The sequence below is a fragment of the Intrasporangium sp. genome (assembly GCF_032907665.1).
In the GTDB taxonomy this organism is placed as follows: Bacteria; Actinomycetota; Actinomycetes; order Actinomycetales; family Dermatophilaceae; genus Intrasporangium.
In genome coordinates this window covers 1-17517 of the sequence record NZ_JAJJPG010000078.1, presented here as the reverse complement: position 1 = coordinate 17517, position 17517 = coordinate 1, and the positions used below count along the sequence as shown (strand labels likewise).

Here is a 17517-nt window from a genome sequence, read left to right as displayed (position 1 = left end):
CGGCCTCGCAGTAGGCGAGGTAGAACTCCCACTTGCGGCGGAAGGTCTCGTCGAACCCGAGGCTCTCGACCTGCGGCCAGGCCGCGAGGAAGGTCGTGCGCCAGCGCTTCAACGTCTCCGCATAGTCCTGGCCGAAGGCGTGGACGCGCGTCACGCGCAGAGCCGTGTCGCGCTGCGTCACCTCGGCGATTGCCCGCAGGCTCGGGATGAGCCCTCCCGGGAAGATGTGCTTCTGGATCCAGCCGAAGGAGCGGCGGGTCACGAGGTAGCGCTCGTGGGACATGAGGATGGCCTGGATGGCGACGGTGCCGCCCGGCGCGAGGAGCCCGTCGACGGCCCGGAAGTAGGCGGGCCAGTACTCCTCGCCGACGGCCTCGATCATCTCGACGGACACGATCGCGTCATAGGAGCCACGCGCCTCGCGGTAGTCCTGGAGCCGGATGTCGACCTGCGACGCGACGCCGGCCGCCTCGGCGCGGGCGCGCGCCAGGTCCGCCTGCTCACGCGAGAGGGTCAGCGTCGTCACGTGGGCACCACGCTTCGCGGCCTCGATGGCGAGAGTGCCCCAGCCCGTGCCGATCTCGAGGAGGCGCGTGCCCGCGATGACCCGGGCATCATCGAGGATGGCGTGGACCTTGCGCAGCTGCGCCTCCTCGAGCGACTGCGCATGCGTGGGCACGGACCGGTCGAAGAGTGCGGAGCTGTAGGTCATCGTCTCGTCGAGGAAGGCCGCGAAGAGGTCGTTGGAGAGGTCGTAGTGCGCCTCGATGTTGCGCCGCGACCCGGTGAGCGTGTTGCGCTGCTCGTGGGGGATGGCGCGGTCGACGATCTGCCGCAGGGCGACCCACGGGCGGGGGATGGCGGTCGTGAGGCGCTCGGCGAAGGGCCGCAGGACGTCGGCGAGGTCGGTCCCGGGAGCGGGCCGCCAGTCACCTGCCATGTAGCCCTCGCCGATCCCGATCTTCGGGTGGTGCGCGAGGCGCTCGAAGAAGGCGGCCGGCTGGCGCAGCTCGACCGCAGGTCGTATGCCGCTGGGCTCGCTCGCGCTCGTTCGTGATCCTCCCAGCCGGGACCCGTCGGGGAGGAGCACGTCGACGGGCACTCGGTCGACGACCTGCTCGAAGATGGTGCGCGCGAGTCTCGCCTGGAGCCGCAGGGGCGCCAGGGTGGGAATGACGGGCCGGGTCTGGATCGTCGTCATCGGACGGCCTCCTCGAGGTCGCGTGGTCGGGCCACGACGGGCAGACGTCTCATCCACAGTCGCACGCCGTGCCACCGGATGAGGGCAGAGACGCGATAGGTCATGAGGGCGTGGCGAGCGAAGGTGGAGACGATGGAGCGGCTCGTCGCGGGGATGGGCGAGCCCGAGACCGCGGCGTCGAGGACGGTCTGGCCGTCCCGGAGCAGGCGGATGGCGACCGCGACGCGTCGCTCGTCGAGCACGAGCCGGACGGCGTAGGAGCCGGAGACCTCGTTGAACGGCGACACGTAGAACTGTTTGTCGACGACCGCGCGGCCGGTGTCGTCGACCTCGACGAGGTAGGAGTGGCGACCGTGGTAGGTGTTGTGCACCTCGAGGACTGTCGCGACGACCTCGCCGTCGGGGGCGAGGCACCAGAAGACGGTGAGGGGGTCGAAGACGTGCCCGAGGGAACGCGCGTGGGCGAGCATGAGCACCTTCGTGCCAGTGGGCAGCGCGACGCCGCGCTGGGCGAGGAAGCGGTCGAGGTCGCCGCGGATGCCTCCTCCGAGGCGCCCGCCGTCAAGGTGGTCGGCCGGGTCGAACCGCGCCAGGAGGGACAACGGCCAGCGAAGGTGGGGCAGGTCGTCGAGGTCGACCAGCCACTGGTAGTGGCGATAGCGGAATCGATGGACGAGCGGCGTGCGGCGCGTGTGGGACACCATCCCCTCGACGATGGCCGGCACCTGCGGTGGGCTGACGTGGAGGCTCACCAGCGGACTCCGAACGACTCTGCGGCCTCGACGCCGGAGCGGCAGCCGTCCTCGTGGAAGCCCCAGCCGAGGTGGGCGCCGGCGAAGGCGAGACGCTCGCCGCCGGCCGAGCGGAGGTAGGCCGCGGCGGCCACTGCCTCGCTCGTGAAGATCGGATGCTCGTAGGTCATCTCGGCCGTGACGGTCGCGGGATCGACGTGGCCGGAGGGCTCGAGCGTGACGAGGTGGTCATCGGCGTCCTGCAGGCCCTGGAGTCGGTTCATCCAGTAGGTCACCGTCACCTGCGGGGCGGGTGCGTCGCACGCGTCCATCCGGTAGTTCCACGACGCGCGCGCCTGCTGGGTAGCAGGCAGGACGGACGAGTCACGGTGGAGCCAGACGTGGTTGCGGGAGTACTGGATTGCGGCGAGGCTCTCCTTCTCCTCCGGCGTGGCGTCCACGAGCAGGTCGAGTGCCTGGTTGGCATGGGTGGCGATGACGACCCGGTCGAACCGCTCGGGCGGGCCGTCGCCGACGCGAACCTCGACGCCGTCGTCGCGCCGCTCGACAGCAGTCACGCGCGCCGAGCGCCGGACGTCCGGCAGTCGTGAGACGAGCCGGTCGACGTAGGTGGCCGACCCGCCGACCACGGTGCGCCACCGGGGCGAGCCGGTGACGGTGAGCATCCCGTGGTGATCGAGGAACTGGAAGAGGTGCCGGGCGGGGTAGGTCTCGGCGTCGAGGTCGCCGCAGGACCAGACGGACGAGACGAGGGGGATCGCGAAGTGACGCACGAAGTAGGTCGAGAAGCCGCCGTCCCGCAGGAACTCGCCCCAGGTCGGCTCCGTCGTCGGGTCGGCGAGGAGGCGTCTGGCCGCCCGGTGGAAACGCGGCACCTCGACGAGCATCCGCACGAACCGCGGATCGGCGATGCGCCACGGCTGGGCCACGATGCCCCGCAGGCCCCGCCCACCGGCATACGACAGCCCGCAGCCCTCGCACGTGATGCTCATGCTCATCTCCGTGGGTCGGGTCTCGATGTCCAGCTCACGGAAGAGGCGCAGCAGGTGCGGATACGTCTTCTCGTTGTGGACGATGAACCCGCTGTCGACCCGCACGTCGCCCGCGGAGCCCGGGACGGTGTGGGTGTGGGCGTGGCCACCCACCCGGCTGTCCGCCTCGAAGAGCGTGACCGCGTGCGAGCGGGACAGGACGTGTGCGGCGGTCAGCCCGGCGACGCCTGAGCCGATGACGGCTGCGGTCGGTTGCCTGCTCTGGTTCATGGGGGCCCTCTCGGTGGGTTCGGTGGCTCGGACTTCCCTTGGCCACGACTTCACTGTAGATTGGCTGTACAAAGTTTGTCAAAGGTTCGTCAAAGGAGAGCGCCATGCAGTTCGTTCGCACCGTCACCGTCCCTGTCCCGGCCGACCGGGTCTTCGCCTATCTCGCCGACTTCACGACCACGACCGAGTGGGATCCCGCGTCCGTGACGACCGAGCGCGTCTCTGGTGACGGCGGGGTGGGCACTCGCTACCGGAACGTCTCGAGCTTCATGGGCCGTGAGGCGGAGGTGATGTATGTCGTCACCGAGCTGGAGCCGGGCCGCCGGCTCGTGCTGCGCGGTGAGAACTCCACCCTCGTCGCTCTCGACGAGATGACCGTGGAGGGCGACTCGACGCGGGCGACCGTCACCTACTCGGCCACTTTCGAGCTCAAGGGCCTCCGCAAGATCGCCGCCTTCGCGCTGGCCCCGGCCCTGAGGCGGCTCGTCGACAACGGCGCGGATGGCCTGCGCCGCACCCTGGCCGGGCTCGCCGTCTGAGGTCGCCACCTGCGACCTAGACTGCGCAAACCATGTACACCATCAAGCGGGCTGCCGAGCTGACCGGCGTCAGCCTCTCGACGCTGCGTGCCTGGGAGAGGCGCTACGGCGTCGTCACGCCCGCTCGGTCGGACGGTCGCTACCGCCTCTACTCCGCGGAGGACCTGCGCACTCTCGCGATCATGGCTGCGCTCGTCAACGACGGGTGGTCGGCCAAGGAGGCCGCTGCGGAGACGAAGGCGCGGATCTCCGACTCGGGCCGCACGATGCCGTGGACTCCGGCCACGTCGGAGACGACGTCACGGCCGCGCCTCGATGACCTTCTCGAGGCCGGCCACCGCCTCGACTCCGCCAAGGTCGCGGACATCCTCGACGAGGCCTTCGCCCGGGCCGGCTTCGAGCGCGTCGTCGACGACTGGCTCATGCCCGCTCTCGTGGCCGTCGGGGAGGCCTGGGCCGACGGACGCATCTCGGTCGCGGGCGAGCACCTGCTCAGCTATGCCGTCTCCCGGCGACTCGCGGCAGCCTACGAGGCGGCCGGGAGCCGGCCCACCAGACCCGTGGTCGTCGTCGGCCTCCCGACGGGGGCGCGGCACGAGCTCGGCATCCTCGCCTTCGCCGTGGCTGCCAGACGGGCGGGATTCGCGACGACGTATGTCGGGGCCGACCTGCCGGCTGACGACTGGGACGCCGCCGTCTCCGCGCGCCGTGCCGCGGCCGTCGTCCTCGCCGTCCCTCGCGCCGCGGACATCGTCGCAGCGCGCCAGCTCAGCGAGCGGCTCCTGGCCGCCCACCCCCAGCTGCTCGTCTTCGTCGGCGGGGCGATGCAGGACGAGGTCGGCGCCGAGACCGTGCCGCTCGGGCACGGCATCGGCGCCGCGGTCGAGCTGATGGAGTCGACACTTGCCTCGCGGCGCCCCGACGGTGGACCGACCGGAGAACGGGACGGTCGACCACAGGACGCCGACGAGTCGGGCCGGCCTCAGCACCAGGCGTAGACGACGACGCTGGCCGCGTCGGCCCGGTGGTCGGCGAGCCAATGCTGGAGACCCCCTCGGCGACGTGGGTCGCGAAGGGGTCTCCAAGGATTGGCTGCTCCGGGCGGGCTAGCCCACGGCGACGCCGGCGAGCTCGTGGACCGCGCGGGTGCTGAGTGCCTGGCCCCCGATGGCCCAGTCACCGCTCTTCACCTCGTCGATGACGACCCACGTGACCCCTCGCATGGCCTCCCCCTCGACGGCGACCAGTGCATCGGTGACCCGCGTGAGGATCTCCTGCTTCTGGTCCTCGGTGAAGACGTTCTCGATGACCTTGACGTTGACGAACGGCATGAGGCCGCTCCTTTCAGTGGTTTCTGTTGGACGAGTCGAGCGTGGCCGGTGGCCGTGTGAACATCCGTGTGACGACGGCGTTCACAGCAGCGACACCAGGGCCAGGGCGGCCCACCACGTGACGAGCCCCGCGAGCAGGGGGATGGGGAAGCCCCCGGCGCGGCGCCAGACGAGGAGGGTGACGAGCGCAGCGAGCAGGGAGGGGATGGACTCCGTCCATCCGCCCGTTCCCCGGGGGGCGAGGAGGGCAGGTGCGGCGATGGCCGCGAGGACTGCGGGGGCCACGAGTGGCAGCAGGGCGCTCTGGCCAGCGGCACCGGCCCTGTGGGTCCTCACGAGGAAGGCGGCGCGCATGCCAAAGGTGCCGAGGCCGACCAGCACGATGACGAGGAGCTCAACCATGGGTCCTCTCCCCTCCCGGGGCGGAGGTGCCGGGCTCCCCGGGCTCACCTGTGCCCAGATCCGTGACCGTGGGTGGAGCGGCACTCGAGTTGCGGGCACCTCCGCCTGCCGGGGTCGCGGCCCCGGCAGCAACTCCCGCGGCGACTCCGGCCAGCAGCCCGAGTCCCAGGGGGAGGCCGGAGGCGAGCACCGCGACCAGGCCACCGACGGACGCCGCGGTTCGCGTCGGTGGCGACGTCACCGTCGGCAACACGAGGAGAAGGAACGTGAGCGGTGCGGCCACGTCCATGGGGAGTGACGTGGGCAGCAGGTCCCCGATGAGGACGCCGGCTCCGGTCAGGGCGAGCCAGCCGGCCCAGCACGTCCACGACGCTGCGAAGAAGTAGGCCCGGTGAGCGGCCTGCGCGGAGGGTGGATCGCCTGCGTGAAGGCGGGCCGCAGCAAGCGCGAACATCGGGTCCGCGAGCAGGTACGCCGCGACCCAGCGGTCCCGACGCCGCCAGTGACCGACGAGCGTCGCCAGCGTGGCGCTGTAGAGCAGGTGCCTCGCATTCACGACGAGCGCCGTCGTCAGGGCGAGGACGGCGCTCGCCCCGGCGCCGAGCATCTCGACGGTGACGAGCTGTGCTGCGCCGGCGATCACGACAGGCGAGCTCAGCCAGGCGATCCAGGGGTCGACCCCGGCCGAGCCGAGGGCCGCCCCGAGCGCCAGGGCGAACGGGATGTAGCCGATGACGATGGACAGGCCGTCGCGACACCCCTCCCGACGGGCGGACAGATGAGACATGGGGACCTTCTCGGCTCGGGGACAGGTGGCACGAGCGACTGTGGCCCGAGGCCGTGTGCGCGGCCGTGTGAAACGGCCTTGGCCCGACCCGTCGGGGTGGGACGATGTCCCGGTGCCCGCGCGCGTCAGCCTCTTGGGGCCACCCTCCGTCGAGCTCGATGGTGGGGCACTTCCCCCTCCCCGGGGCAGCAAGGCGTGGGCGCTGCTCGCCTACCTTTCCCTCACGGATGCCCGCGTTCCCCGCTCCCGCCTTGCCGGCCTCCTCTTCGAGGACGCCGAAGACCCTGCTGCGGCGCTGCGTTGGAGCCTGTCGCAGCTGCGCCGTGCCCTGGCGGGAGTCGCGGACGTGGACGGTGACCCGGTCAGGCTGACCTTTCGGCCCGGCACCGTCGTCGACGTCGATGTGGTGGCGCGGGGGTCCTGGGGCGAGGCCCTGCGCCTGCCCGGCCTCGGGGGCGAGCTGCTCGAAGGGGTCTCCCCGAGGGTCGGCGCGACGTTCGACCTCTGGCTCTCGACCGAGCGCCGCCGCCTCGCCGGACTCACGGCAGCCGTGCTTCGGGAGGCGGCCCAGAGCCGCCTCGCTGCCGGGTCAGCGGGGTCAGCCGCCGACCTGGCGGCCCGGCTCGTCCAGGCCGAGCCACTCGTGGAGTCGAGCCACGAGCTGCTCGTGCGGGCGCTGATCGCCGCCGGTGAGCCGGCAGCAGCTGCCGCCAGGGTCGATCGGTGTCGCACGCTGTTTGCCCGCGAGCTCGGCGTCGAGCCATCGGCGGCCCTGTCCGCGGCCCTCCGGCACCGGGTCGCCCCTGCCACGGCCGGCACGACGGCGGCCGTGGACGCCGGGATCGAGGGCGGGGTGGGCGCTGCGCACGCGGGTGCCTACGAACGAGCCATCGAGCTGCTCCGCTCCGCCGTGGCCGGAGCCCGCGCACTGGATGACCGTCCACGGCTGGCTCGGGCGCTGGTCGAGCTCGGCACGGTCCTGGTCCAGGGAGTCCGCGGAAGCGATGAGGAGGCGGTCCTCCTCCTGCACGAGGCGATCGCGCTGACCGGGACGGTCGGCGAGGCGCAGGCCGGGGCGCGCGCCGCCCTCGAGCTCGGCCACGTCGAGACGCTGCGCGCGCACTACCCGCGGGCTGAGGTCTGGTTCAGCAGGGCAACGGAGCTGGCCGGCGACGATGCGCGGATCCTCGCCTGGGTCGAGCTCTTCCGGGGGATGGGGCGCACCGACGAGGGCAACCATGCCGCAGCCCTGCCCAGACTCGTGCGGGCGGTCGAGCTCGGCGGGTCCATCGGCGACGCGCGCGCACGGGCCTACGCGTTGACTGCGCTCGGTCGGCTCCAGCTGCTCCGGCGGGAGCCGGCCGCCCGCGCCACCCTCGAGTCCGCCTGCGACGTCGCCACCTCGATCGGATGGACCGCCTTCGTCCCCTTCCCTCGAGCGCTGCTCGCCGAGGTGTGGCTGGCGGCCGGCGACCTGGAGGCGGCCGGCGCCGCGTTCGACCACGCCCACGCGCTGGCCTGTCAGGTCGGTGACCCGTGCTGGGAGAGCTACTCCCTTCGCGGCCGCGGTCTGCTCGCTGCTGCACAGGGAGCGGACGACCTCGCTCTGGAGCTGCTTCTCGAGGCGCCGGCGGCCTGTCGACGGATCCGGGACGCCCACGACTGGGTGGAGGGGTACTGCCTGGAGGCGCTGTGCTGGTTCGGCGTCTCACGCGGGCTGGCCGAGGCTCCCGCCTGGGTCGACGACCTGGAGGACTTCGCCGCGCGCCGTGGGCTGCGCGAGTTCGTCGCCCGGGCGGCGTTGCACCGCTCCGCGCTCGGCCAGCCGGGCGCGGCAGAGCTCGCTGTCGTGCTCATCGCAGGCCTCGACAACCCGACGCTGGGCTCGGACCGTCAACGTCAGAGCTCTTCGGAGTGACGGACCGCCGCTCACGCCTCCTGACGGGGGACGTCTAGCCAGCCCAGCGGCATACGACCGAGAGCCACGACGGGTCGACGGCTGGAGACCCGGGCGCACGCGCCCGACAGCGTCGGTGCGCGGGTCATCGACCCGTCGGGGTCGTGGGTCCAGGCCCGCAAGGGGGCTCGACGTGCCTGGACCGTTCTCGTATGCCGCTGGGCGGGCGTCTGTGGGGACCAGCAGGCCGGCGCGGCGGTGCCGACCGACCCTCCTGGTCGGGGTTGGGGGAGGTCGAGGGGGCAGCGACAGGAGCGCATGACGATCGCCTCACGGAGCCGATCCGAGGACGGCTTCGAGGCTGACGAAGCCGTATCCGCGCTCACGCAGCTCATCGATGACCCGGGGGAGGGCGTCGGCGTCGAGGGTCGAGCCGTCCTTGGGGTGCGCGCCGACGTGCATGAGGACGATCTCGCCGGGGACCGCCGCAGCGAGGACCCGGCTCACGACCGTCGTGACCGACTGGCCCTCCGACGTGCCCTTCCACCCCAGGGTGTCGACGGTCCACCGGAAGGGCACGTAGCACTCCGAGTTGACCACCGAGATCGTGTGGGCGTCGACGGCCCCGAAGGGGAAGCGGAAGTAGGGCCGTGGATCCTGACCGGTGACCGCCTTGATGCGTGACTCGGCCGAGTTGATCTCGGTGCGGATGCGGCTGTCCGACACCGTCGTCAGGTCCGGGTGGTTGTAGGTGTGGTTGCCGACCGGGTACCGCGCCATGGCCCGTGCGCTCGACGGGAAGTCGTCCACGAAGTCACCGGTGAGGAAGAAGGTTGCCGGCACGCCCTTCGCGGACAGGGTGGCGAGGATCGGTGCGACCCCGTCGTTGCTCGCGCCCGCGTCGAAGGTGAGGGCGACGACCTCGCGGTCCGTCGGCACCGTCGTGAGGTCGCGGCCGAGCAGTCGGGTCGGGATCGCGCACGTCGGCGGGCGGGGGGTCGTCCCCGTGGGGCTCGGGGTCGCGGTCGTGGGCGCGGGTGTCGAGGTCGTCGGCCTCGGGGACGTGGTGGTCGGCCGGACGGAGGTCGTGGTGGGCGGGACCGTGGTGGTCGGCGTGGTGGTCGGCGTCGTGGTCGGTCGGGTCGTCGTCGTGGTCGAGGGGCTCGCCGTCGTGGCGCCCGCCGGCGCGGGGGTTTCGCTGCCGCAGGCGGTCGCGAACAGGCCGAGCGCCATCGCCGCTGCGGCCACCCAGCGGATCCGGGGTCGGCGGTCGGTGCCCATGGCGCCCTCTTCCTTTGAGTCCAGTCCATCGCACCGGCCGCCCGGCGACGGACAGCTGTGGCGGACGGCACGCGTCTCGTGGGTCACACGCCGCGCGGGCAGGTACCTTCGGCACGTGACCGAGCGACGTCAGGCCAGGTGGGAGCGTCTCGCTCCCGGGCTCGGCGTGCTCCTGTCCTACGACCGGGCCTGGCTGCGCGGCGACGTTCTCGCCGGCATCACCGTCTCCGCCTACCTCGTCCCCCAGGTGATGGCCTACGCCGAGGTGGCCGGACTGCCGGCGATCACCGGGCTCTGGGCCTGCGCTCCGGCCCTCGTCGTCTACGCCCTGCTCGGCTCGTCTCGGCAGCTGTCGGTGGGGCCCGAGTCGACGACGGCCCTCATGACCGCGGCGGGCGTGGGGGCTCTCGTCGGCACCGTCGGCGCCGGCCGGCACGCGGAGGTCGCCGCCCTGCTCGCCCTCGCAGTCGGGGTCGTCTGCGTGCTCGCCTGGCTCGCCCGCCTCGGTTTCCTCGCCGAGCTGCTCTCCAAGCCCGTGCTCGTCGGCTACATGGCCGGCATCGCGGCGCTCATGGTCGTCAGCCAGCTCGGCAAGATCACCGGCATCGACGTGGAGGGCGGGACCTTCCTCGAGGAGCTGAGGTACACCGCAACCCACCTCGGTGAGGCGCACTGGCCCACCCTTGCCGTGGCCGCGACCGTTCTCGCTGCCCTGCTCGCCTTCGGCCGCTGGGCCAGGCGCTGGCCGGGGCCGCTCATCGCCATGCTCACCGCCGCGGCAGCCGTGCAGGTGCTCGGCCTCGTCGACGACGGCGTCGCCGTGGTGGGGGAGGTGCCCCAGGGGCTGCCGCCGCTCGGTCTGCCGAGGCTGGACGACGTCGAGGTCTGGACGCTCGTCCCGGCCGCCGTCGGCGTCGCCGTCGTCGCCTACAGCGACAACGTGCTCACCGGACGCGCCTTCGCCCTCAAGCGACGCGAGGCCATCGACAGCAACCAGGAGTTCGTCGCCCTCGGGTTCGCCAACATCGCCTCGAGCATGTCGTCCGGGTTCCCCGTCAGCTCGAGCGGCAGCCGCACCGTCCTCGCCGACGCCATGGGCGCGCGCACGCAGCTGCACTCCCTCGTGTCGGTCGTCGTGCTCGCCGCGACGATGTTCTGGCTCGGTCCGGTGCTCGCGACGTTCCCCGAGGCGGCTCTCGGCGGAGTGGTCGTCTATGCGGCTCTTCGGCTGGTCGACGTGGCCGAGCTGCGCCGCATCACCGCCTTCCGGCGCGCCGAGCTCGTCCTGTCACTCTCGACGACGTTCGCTGTCCTCGTCTTCGGGGTCCTGCCCGGGATCGGCGTGGCCATCGTCCTGTCCGTGCTCGAGCTGTTGCGCCGGATCGTCCACCCTCATGACGGTGTGCTCGGCTACGTGCCCGACGTCGCCGGCATGCATGACATCGACGACCATTCGAACGCCGTGCAGGTGCCCGGCCTCGTCGTCTACCGCTACGACTCGCCCCTCTTCTTCGCCAACTCCCACGACTTCGTCCGGCGCGCCCTCGGGGCCGTCTCGGACTCCCAGCGGGTCGCGCCGGTCGAGTGGTTCCTCCTCAACGCAGAGGCCAACACCGAAGTCGACCTCACCGCCGTGGACGCGCTCGACACCCTGCGGATCAGCTTGGAGGAGGAGGGGATCCGCTTCGCCATGGCCCGGGTCAAGCAGGACATGCGTGACTCTCTCGAGGCGGCCGGCTTCGTCGACAACGTCGGGATCGACCTCATCTTCCCGACGCTGCCGACCGCCGTCGCCGCCTACGCGCGCTGGTACGAGCAGGCACACGGACACCCGCTCACGGGGCTGGAGATCCCTCCTGTCCCGCCGCAGCCGAGGCAGGCAACGGACTGAGGCGACCGGTCCAGCTAGCCGGTGACGGTGACGCCCCTCCAGAAGGCGATCCGGCCCTCGATCTCGGCAGCGGCCGGCTTCGGCGTGGGGTAGTACCACGCGGCGTCCTGGTTGACCTGGCCATCGACCTCGATCGAGAAGTAGGAGGCCTCGCCCTTCCACGGACAGGTGGTCTTCGTGGATGACTCCCGGAGCACCGCCGGGTCGACGGCATCGCGGGGGAAGTAGTGGTTGCCTTCGACGACGACGGTGTCGTCGCTGTCTGCGATCACGGCCCCGTTCCAGATTGCGCGCATGAGCTCCTCCTCGTTGGGCGTGATTCGACAACGTCGGTCGCCGGCGTGCGCATTCCCGCCGCCGGCGCCCCCCGTTCCGCAGGGGCGGACGACACCCGCCGGGCGTCCTGCGCCTGTGGCACAGTGGCGCCGTGAGCGCACCCCGACGCGTCCCCGACACACCGGTGTTCTTCCTCGCCGGTGGCACGGGCATCTCCGCGGAGACGTTGGGCAACCTCATGCTCAACCAGTTCCCCACCGTCCGTTTCCTGCGGCGGAAGATCCCCTTCATCACGACGGTCGAGGTGGCCCGCCAGGTCGTCGCCGAGATGGATGCCGCGATGACCGACTCGGTCACTCCACTCGTCTTCTCGACGGTCGCGGACGAGGATGTCCGGACCGAGCTGCAGAAGACGAGGTGCGCCTTCATCGACCTCTTCGGCTCCCATCTCGACGCGATCGAGCGGGTCCTGCACGTCAACGCGAGCCACAACCTCGCCGGCCTGCACGGTCTCGGCGACCTGCGGCGCTACGAGCAGCGGATGAAGGCCATCGAGTTCGCCATGGAGCACGACGACGGGCAGAGCCTGCGCAACCTGTCCCAGTCGGAGCTCATCCTCATCGCCCCGTCGCGCTGCGGCAAGACCCCGACCTCGATGTACCTCGCGCTCCAGCACGGCATCAAGGTCGCGAACTACCCGCTCGTCGACGAGGACTTCCAGTCGAGTGACCTGCCTCGTCCGATCCGCTCCTACGCGGACCGGTGCTTCGGCCTGGTATCCACGCCCGCGCGCCTCAGCCAGGTCCGGGGTGAGCGGCGTCCCGGGTCCACCTATGCGTCGCTCGCCCAGTGCAGCTGGGAGCTCCGGCGTGCCGAGGCCCTCTACCGTTCTCACCGGATCCCCTGGATCAACTCGGCGTCGATGTCGGTCGAGGAGATGGCAGCGGTGATCATGCAGGCCCGGCCCCTCAGCAATCTCGCCCAGTAGGGCAGCAACGCCTCGGCCACACCACGCACCCGGCCAGCCGCCGTCATCGCCGACGAAAGGACAACACATGACCGCCAACATTCTCTGGTTCCGCGAGCTGGGCCTCGACGACGTCGAGTCGGTGGGAGGCAAGAACGCCTCCCTCGGCGAGATGGTCCAGCACCTGTCCGAGGCGGGAGTGGCGGTCCCCGACGGGTTCGCGACGACGGCGGAGGCCTATCGGCGCTTCCTCGCCAACGACGGTCTCGCCGACCGGATCAACGCGCTGCTCGACGGCCTCGACGTCGACGACGTCCGCCGCCTCGCCGAGGTCGGCAAGGAGATCCGTGATGCCGTCGAGGCCCAGGAGTTCCCTGCCGACCTCGAGCAGGACATCCGGAGCGCCTACGCCCAGCTGGCCGGTGACGGCGGCGACGGGGTGAGCTGGGCGGTCCGCTCGAGCGCCACGGCCGAGGACCTGCCCGACGCGTCCTTCGCCGGGCAGCAGGAGACCTTTCTCAACATCAGCGGCATCGCCAACATCCTCCACGCGATCAAGCTCGTCTTCGCGTCGCTCTACAACGACCGGGCGATCGCGTATCGGGTGCACAGCAACTTCGACCACTCCGTCGTCGCGCTCTCGGCAGGTGTGCAGCGCATGGTCCGGTCCGACCTCGGCGCCTCAGGGGTGATGTTCACCATCGACACCGAGTCCGGCTTCCCCGACGCGGTGTTCATCACGAGCGCCTACGGTCTCGGCGAGGGCGTCGTCCAGGGCGCCGTCAACCCGGACGAGTTCTACGTCCACAAGCCGGCGCTGCGAGCCGGCCGCCCCGCCATCCTCAAGCGCGGCATCGGCGCCAAGGCGACGAAGATGATCTACACCCGGGACGCCTCGGTGGGTCGCACGACGGAGTTCGTCCCCGTCGACCCTGCCGACCAGGTGCGGTTCAGCCTCAGCGACGACGAGGTCACCGAGCTGGCCCGTCACGCCGTGAAGATCGAGGAGCACTACGGACGCCCGATGGACATCGAGTGGGCCCGCGACGGCGTCGACGGCCGCCTCTACATCCTCCAGGCCCGCCCCGAGACGGTGAAGTCCCGAGCCGGCTCCTCGACGCTGAAGCGCTTCCGGATGAACGAGCGCGGCCCGGTCGTCGTGGAGGGCAGGGCCATCGGCCAGAAGATCGGGGCCGGGGCGGTTCGCGTGCTCAGGGACGTCGGCTCGATGCACGAGTTCCAGCCGGGTGAGGTGCTCGTCGCCGACATGACCGACCCGGACTGGGAGCCGATCATGAAGCGCGCGAGCGCGATCGTCACCGACCGCGGTGGGCGCACCTGCCATGCAGCGATCATCGCCCGCGAGCTCGGCATCCCCGCCGTCGTCGGCACGGGCAACGCGACGACCGCGATGGAGGACGGCCACGAGGTCACCGTCTCGTGCGCCGAAGGAGACACCGGATTCGTCTACGAGGGTCTGCGTGACTTCACCGTCACCGAGACTGCCCTCGACGAGATGCCTGACGTGCCCGTCAAGATCATGATGAACGTCGGCACGCCTGAGCAGGCGTTCGAGTTCTCCCGGCTGCCCCATCGCGGCATCGGCCTCGCCCGCCTCGAGTTCATCATCAACCGCCAGATCGGGATCCACCCGCGTGCGCTGCTCGAGCTCGACGACCAGGAGCCCGCCGTCAAGGAGCAGATCCAGCAGCTCATCGCGGCCTATGCCGACCCCCGCGACTACTTCGTCAAGCGGCTGAGCGAAGGCATCGCGATGCTCGCCGCGGCCTTTGCGCCAGAGCCGGTCATCGTGCGGATGTCCGACTTCAAGTCGAACGAGTACGCCGGCCTCCTCGGCGGCGAGCGCTACGAGCCGCACGAGGAGAACCCGATGCTCGGCTACCGTGGCGCCGCGCGCTACCTCTCCGAGGGATTCGTGGAGTGCTTCGCGATGGAGTGCGAGGCGCTGAGGCACGTCCGCGACGACATGGGCCTGACGAACGTCAAGGTGATGATCCCCTTCGTCCGGACCGTGGCCGAGGCCGAGGGTGTCATCGAGCTGCTGGCCCAGCACGGACTGCGCCGTGGTGAGAACGACCTGCAGGTCATCATGATGTGCGAGATCCCGTCGAACGCCGTCAACGCGGCTGAGTTCCTCGAGCACTTCGACGGCTTCTCCATCGGGTCCAACGACCTGACCCAGCTGACCCTGGGCGTGGACCGTGACTCGGCGCTCGTCGCGGGCTCCTTCGACGAGCGCGACCCTGCCGTCAAGGCGCTGCTCAGCATGGCGATCCGCGCCTGCCGCGAGCGGGGCAAGTACGTCGGGATCTGCGGGCAGGGCCCGTCCGACCACCCGGATCTCGCGGAGTGGCTCCTCGACGAGGGCATCGAGTCGATGTCGCTCAACCCCGACACCGTCGTCGACACGTGGCTGCGCCTCGCCAAGCACGCAGGCTGAGACCGGCACCCGCGGCCACGGACGTGCGGTCCCAGCCCAGCGGCATACGGCAGGGTCCGTATGCCGCTGGGCTCGGTCGGAGCGCGGGTGCGGTCAGCCGTCCCGCCGGAACGTGAGCAGGTAGTCGCCCGTGAGGTCGTGCGGCAACGTGTCCCAACAGATGACGGTCTCCGCGACGAACGGGATGGCTCGGCTCACGACGCGCGCGACGTCCCAGGCGAGGGTCGTCGTGTGGCCCTGGTGGCGGATGTTCGCGACATTGAGCACGAGGTGGCCGCCCGGTCGGAGCAGGTCGTGGATGCTGCCCGCGATGTTGGTGAGGTCGCCCAGGTAGGTGTTGTAGTGCGCACCCAGGGTCTGGTAGGCGGTCAGCGGGTTGTGAGGGTGCGCATTGGCCGTCATGTAGGGCGGCGAGGTGAGGCACAGCGCGACCGGGCCGGTGTCCGCAGCGGAGAGGAGCTGGTGGAGGCCGCGGGCATCGCCCTCGATGACGGTGGCGTCGGGGGCGCGCTCGTGGATCGCCGCGACGCGCTCGGGCAGCAGCTCGACGCCGAGGGCGCGACGGCCGAGCCGGTGGGCCACGGCCAGGGTCGTGCCGAATCCGGCGAAGGGGTCTAGCACGAGGTCACCGGGGATCGTGAGGGCGGTGATGACCTCGGTGGCCACGTGTTCCGTGAAGTGGACGTCCTCGTCCGCGCCGGCGACCCGCTCGTCGGTGAGCTCGGCAGCCATGGCATGCAGGTAGGGCGGAAGCGCTCGCCCCTGAGGAGGTGTCGGCCCTGCTGCTTGGTCGGTCATGCGGTCCATCCTCGCGTGGGCGGACCTGCGGCTCGCGAGGGGGCCGACAGCGGTCAGCCGGTGACGACCTCGCCGCCGGCCGCCTGCCAGGCCCCGATGCCACCACCGAGGTGGTAGGCGGACCTCAGCCCCGCGGACTGCATCAGCTGGAGGGCGGCCGCGGACCGGTTGCCGGAGCGGCAGTACACGGCGTAGGTCGCCCCCGGGTCGAGCTGGGCGATCCGCGCGGCGAAGTCGGGGCTCTGGACGTCGATGTTCACCGCGCCGGGCAGGTGCCCTTCCGCGAACTCGGCCGGAGTGCGCACGTCGATGATCGTCGTGCCGGCGCGCTTCGAGGCTGCGGCGAAGTCGGTCGCGGACAGCTCGGCGCCTGCGGCGGGAGCCGCTGCGGCAGCCGGGAGAGTGGCCAGACCCGCGTCCTCTGAGCCACTGCAGGCGGCGACGGACGTGAGGGCGACGAGCGCGAGGACAGCGCCGGCAAGACGACGAGAAGGCACGGGGGGCTCCTGGGTGTGACGGTGACGAGGGGTCATTGAGGGACGGCCATTCGGCAAGGCCATTCGGGAACGGTCATTCGGGAACGCAGATCTGGCCACGGGCGGCGGCCCGGACGGTGAGGGCCGAGACGAGCACGGCGAGGACGGTGGTCCCTGCGAGGAGGGCGAGGGCGACGACGTCGTAGGCGGTCTGGCTCCGTGCGGCCGCCATCGAGATCGCGGCCGTCGTCGCCGCGGCCATCGGGAAGGTGTAGGCCCAGTACGGCAAGGCGAAGGGCACCCGGTGCAGCCGCGCGAACTGCGCCAGGAGGAACGCCGTGAACACCATGGCGGTCGCGTAGAGGATCCGGGGGAAGGGACCGTCGGCGTCGCCGGTGAGGGACTGCCACGAGAGCATCGCGACGGCAGGTGGGGCGAGGAAGATGGCGAGCGTGGGGAGGAGCTTGACGGGCAGGACCCGCTCGTGGATGAGGACGCGTTGGAGCAGGAGTGGAAGCAGCGCGATCCAGAGCACGAGACCGGCTCCGAAGGCGAACCAGCCGAGCTCGACGGACCCGATGGTGGGGGCGGCGAGTGGGGTGACGAGATTGCCGACGACGGGGATGAACCACGCCGGCGTCATCTGGTCGACCCCGATGTCGGACCGGGCGAACCACGCGCTCATGACGACGACGGTGGCGACGAGGTGCCCGACCGCGCCCACCCACCAGAGCGTGCTGGCCAGCGCGGGAAGGAGGTCCTGGGCAGCGGTCGCGAGCAGGAGGAGGGCGATGGTGATCGTCGGGGCGAACGTCATGCGGATGGGGTGGTGCAGCTCGGCGCGAGCCGCGCGCGGATGCTTCACCCACTTGCTCGCGTAGAGGGCGGCGATGAGGACGAACACCGCGGCCGCGACCCAGAAGAGCAGCTGCGCCGGCCACTCGGGCACCTCCCACGTGTGAGCGGCCCGCCGCCAGGCGAGGGAGAGCCCGGCGATCCCCATGACGGTCGAGAAGAGGGTCACGGGAAGGTGTTCGAGGCGTGCGGTGGGCACGAGCGGGGTCCTTGGGTGCGAGCGGGAGAGCGGGTCAACGAGCGCAAATATACCCCATGGGGTATATGCCCTCCATCCGATGCCTACTCGAGTGGCCCCAAAAGCCCCAGCCCCTCGGTCGAGTGGCCCCAAAAGCCCCAAC

At 71.1% G+C, this 17517-nt stretch carries 17 protein-coding genes; 6 read left to right on the top strand and 11 right to left on the bottom strand.

Features of this window, described 5'->3' with window-relative positions; genetic code table 11:
- The 3 genes from LOY02_RS12375 to LOY02_RS12365 form a co-directional block, all read right to left on the bottom strand.
- Positions 1-1201 (bottom strand): cyclopropane-fatty-acyl-phospholipid synthase family protein (locus LOY02_RS12375; RefSeq protein WP_317182666.1); only part of this gene is annotated, 1201 nt, incomplete at its 3' end.
- Complete coding sequence (locus LOY02_RS12370) at positions 1198-1953, bottom strand: DUF1365 domain-containing protein (protein ID WP_317182665.1); 756 nt, start codon at positions 1951-1953, stop codon at positions 1198-1200. The genes LOY02_RS12375 and LOY02_RS12370, both read right to left, overlap by 4 nt.
- Positions 1950-3215 (bottom strand): NAD(P)/FAD-dependent oxidoreductase, encoded by a 1266-nt coding sequence (locus LOY02_RS12365; protein WP_317182664.1) that lies wholly within the window; start codon positions 3213-3215, stop codon positions 1950-1952. Before LOY02_RS12365 ends, LOY02_RS12370 begins: the two co-directional genes overlap by 4 nt.
- A gap of 104 nt (positions 3216-3319) precedes the next feature.
- Between LOY02_RS12365 and LOY02_RS12360 the strand changes: the two genes are divergently transcribed.
- Positions 3320-3754, top strand: a complete 435-nt coding sequence (locus LOY02_RS12360; RefSeq protein WP_317182663.1) for an SRPBCC family protein — start codon at positions 3320-3322, stop codon at positions 3752-3754.
- 32 nt (positions 3755-3786) lie between these two features.
- Positions 3787-4752, top strand: a complete 966-nt coding sequence (locus tag LOY02_RS12355; protein ID WP_317182662.1) for a MerR family transcriptional regulator — start codon at positions 3787-3789, stop codon at positions 4750-4752.
- A gap of 108 nt (positions 4753-4860) precedes the next feature.
- Here the strand turns inward: LOY02_RS12355 and LOY02_RS12350 are convergent, their stop codons facing one another.
- The 3 genes from LOY02_RS12350 to LOY02_RS12340 form a co-directional block, all read right to left on the bottom strand.
- On the bottom strand, positions 4861-5085 hold the full coding sequence (locus LOY02_RS12350) for a 4-oxalocrotonate tautomerase family protein (protein ID WP_317182661.1): 225 nt from the start codon (positions 5083-5085) through the stop codon (positions 4861-4863).
- 81 nt (positions 5086-5166) lie between these two features.
- On the bottom strand, positions 5167-5487 hold the full coding sequence (locus tag LOY02_RS12345) for an AzlD domain-containing protein (RefSeq protein WP_317182660.1): 321 nt from the start codon (positions 5485-5487) through the stop codon (positions 5167-5169).
- Positions 5480-6274, bottom strand: a complete 795-nt coding sequence (locus LOY02_RS12340) for an AzlC family ABC transporter permease (protein ID WP_317182659.1) — start codon at positions 6272-6274, stop codon at positions 5480-5482. Before LOY02_RS12340 ends, LOY02_RS12345 begins: the two co-directional genes overlap by 8 nt.
- A gap of 112 nt (positions 6275-6386) precedes the next feature.
- Here LOY02_RS12340 and LOY02_RS12335 point away from each other — a divergent pair, with 112 nt between their 5' ends.
- On the top strand, positions 6387-8192 hold the full coding sequence (locus LOY02_RS12335; RefSeq protein ID WP_317182658.1) for a BTAD domain-containing putative transcriptional regulator: 1806 nt from the start codon (positions 6387-6389) through the stop codon (positions 8190-8192).
- Between the two features lie 309 nt (positions 8193-8501).
- Here the strand turns inward: LOY02_RS12335 and LOY02_RS12330 are convergent, their stop codons facing one another.
- Positions 8502-9452 (bottom strand): polysaccharide deacetylase family protein, encoded by a 951-nt coding sequence (locus LOY02_RS12330; protein WP_317182657.1) that lies wholly within the window; start codon positions 9450-9452, stop codon positions 8502-8504.
- A 115-nt stretch (positions 9453-9567) separates the two neighbouring features.
- Between LOY02_RS12330 and LOY02_RS12325 the strand changes: the two genes are divergently transcribed.
- Complete coding sequence (locus LOY02_RS12325; protein ID WP_317182656.1) at positions 9568-11343, top strand: SulP family inorganic anion transporter; 1776 nt, start codon at positions 9568-9570, stop codon at positions 11341-11343.
- 14 nt (positions 11344-11357) lie between these two features.
- Here the strand turns inward: LOY02_RS12325 and LOY02_RS12320 are convergent, their stop codons facing one another.
- On the bottom strand, positions 11358-11639 hold the full coding sequence (locus tag LOY02_RS12320) for a DUF427 domain-containing protein (RefSeq protein WP_317182655.1): 282 nt from the start codon (positions 11637-11639) through the stop codon (positions 11358-11360).
- A gap of 131 nt (positions 11640-11770) precedes the next feature.
- Between LOY02_RS12320 and LOY02_RS12315 the strand changes: the two genes are divergently transcribed.
- The gene (locus LOY02_RS12315; protein ID WP_317182654.1) at positions 11771-12607 is read left to right on the top strand and encodes a pyruvate, water dikinase regulatory protein; all 837 of its coding nucleotides are present in this window, start codon (positions 11771-11773) and stop codon (positions 12605-12607) included.
- A gap of 67 nt (positions 12608-12674) precedes the next feature.
- Positions 12675-15047 carry a phosphoenolpyruvate synthase gene (gene ppsA, locus LOY02_RS12310; protein WP_317182653.1) on the top strand — a complete coding sequence of 791 codons (2373 nt, stop codon included), beginning with the start codon at positions 12675-12677 and terminating at the stop codon, positions 15045-15047.
- 93 nt (positions 15048-15140) lie between these two features.
- Here the strand turns inward: ppsA and LOY02_RS12305 are convergent, their stop codons facing one another.
- The 3 genes from LOY02_RS12305 to LOY02_RS12295 form a co-directional block, all read right to left on the bottom strand.
- Entirely contained in the window at positions 15141-15845 is a 705-nt protein-coding gene (locus LOY02_RS12305; RefSeq protein WP_317182652.1) for a DNA methyltransferase, read from the bottom strand.
- Between the two features lie 53 nt (positions 15846-15898).
- The gene (locus tag LOY02_RS12300; protein WP_317182651.1) at positions 15899-16342 is read right to left on the bottom strand and encodes a rhodanese-like domain-containing protein; all 444 of its coding nucleotides are present in this window, start codon (positions 16340-16342) and stop codon (positions 15899-15901) included.
- 73 nt (positions 16343-16415) lie between these two features.
- On the bottom strand, positions 16416-17375 hold the full coding sequence (locus LOY02_RS12295; protein WP_317182650.1) for an SLAC1 anion channel family protein: 960 nt from the start codon (positions 17373-17375) through the stop codon (positions 16416-16418).
- Between the last annotated feature and the right edge of the window lie 142 nt (positions 17376-17517).

Bases quoted from the DNA above. Each gene is read 5' to 3' on its own strand.
- LOY02_RS12330 (WP_317182657.1), bottom strand. From the start codon at position 9,452: ATGGGCACCGACCGCCGACCCCGGATCCGCTGGGTGGCCGCAGCGGCG.
- LOY02_RS12340 (WP_317182659.1), bottom strand. From the start codon at position 6,274: ATGTCTCATCTGTCCGCCCGTCGGGAGGGGTGTCGCGACGGCCTGTCC.
- LOY02_RS12305 (WP_317182652.1), bottom strand. From the start codon at position 15,845: ATGACCGACCAAGCAGCAGGGCCGACACCTCCTCAGGGGCGAGCGCTT.
- LOY02_RS12350 (WP_317182661.1), bottom strand. From the start codon at position 5,085: ATGCCGTTCGTCAACGTCAAGGTCATCGAGAACGTCTTCACCGAGGAC.
- LOY02_RS12345 (WP_317182660.1), bottom strand. From the start codon at position 5,487: ATGGTTGAGCTCCTCGTCATCGTGCTGGTCGGCCTCGGCACCTTTGGC.
- LOY02_RS12320 (WP_317182655.1), bottom strand. From the start codon at position 11,639: ATGCGCGCAATCTGGAACGGGGCCGTGATCGCAGACAGCGACGACACC.
- LOY02_RS12365 (WP_317182664.1), bottom strand. From the start codon at position 3,215: ATGAACCAGAGCAGGCAACCGACCGCAGCCGTCATCGGCTCAGGCGTC.
- ppsA (WP_317182653.1), top strand. From the start codon at position 12,675: ATGACCGCCAACATTCTCTGGTTCCGCGAGCTGGGCCTCGACGACGTC.
- LOY02_RS12360 (WP_317182663.1), top strand. From the start codon at position 3,320: ATGCAGTTCGTTCGCACCGTCACCGTCCCTGTCCCGGCCGACCGGGTC.
- LOY02_RS12355 (WP_317182662.1), top strand. From the start codon at position 3,787: ATGTACACCATCAAGCGGGCTGCCGAGCTGACCGGCGTCAGCCTCTCG.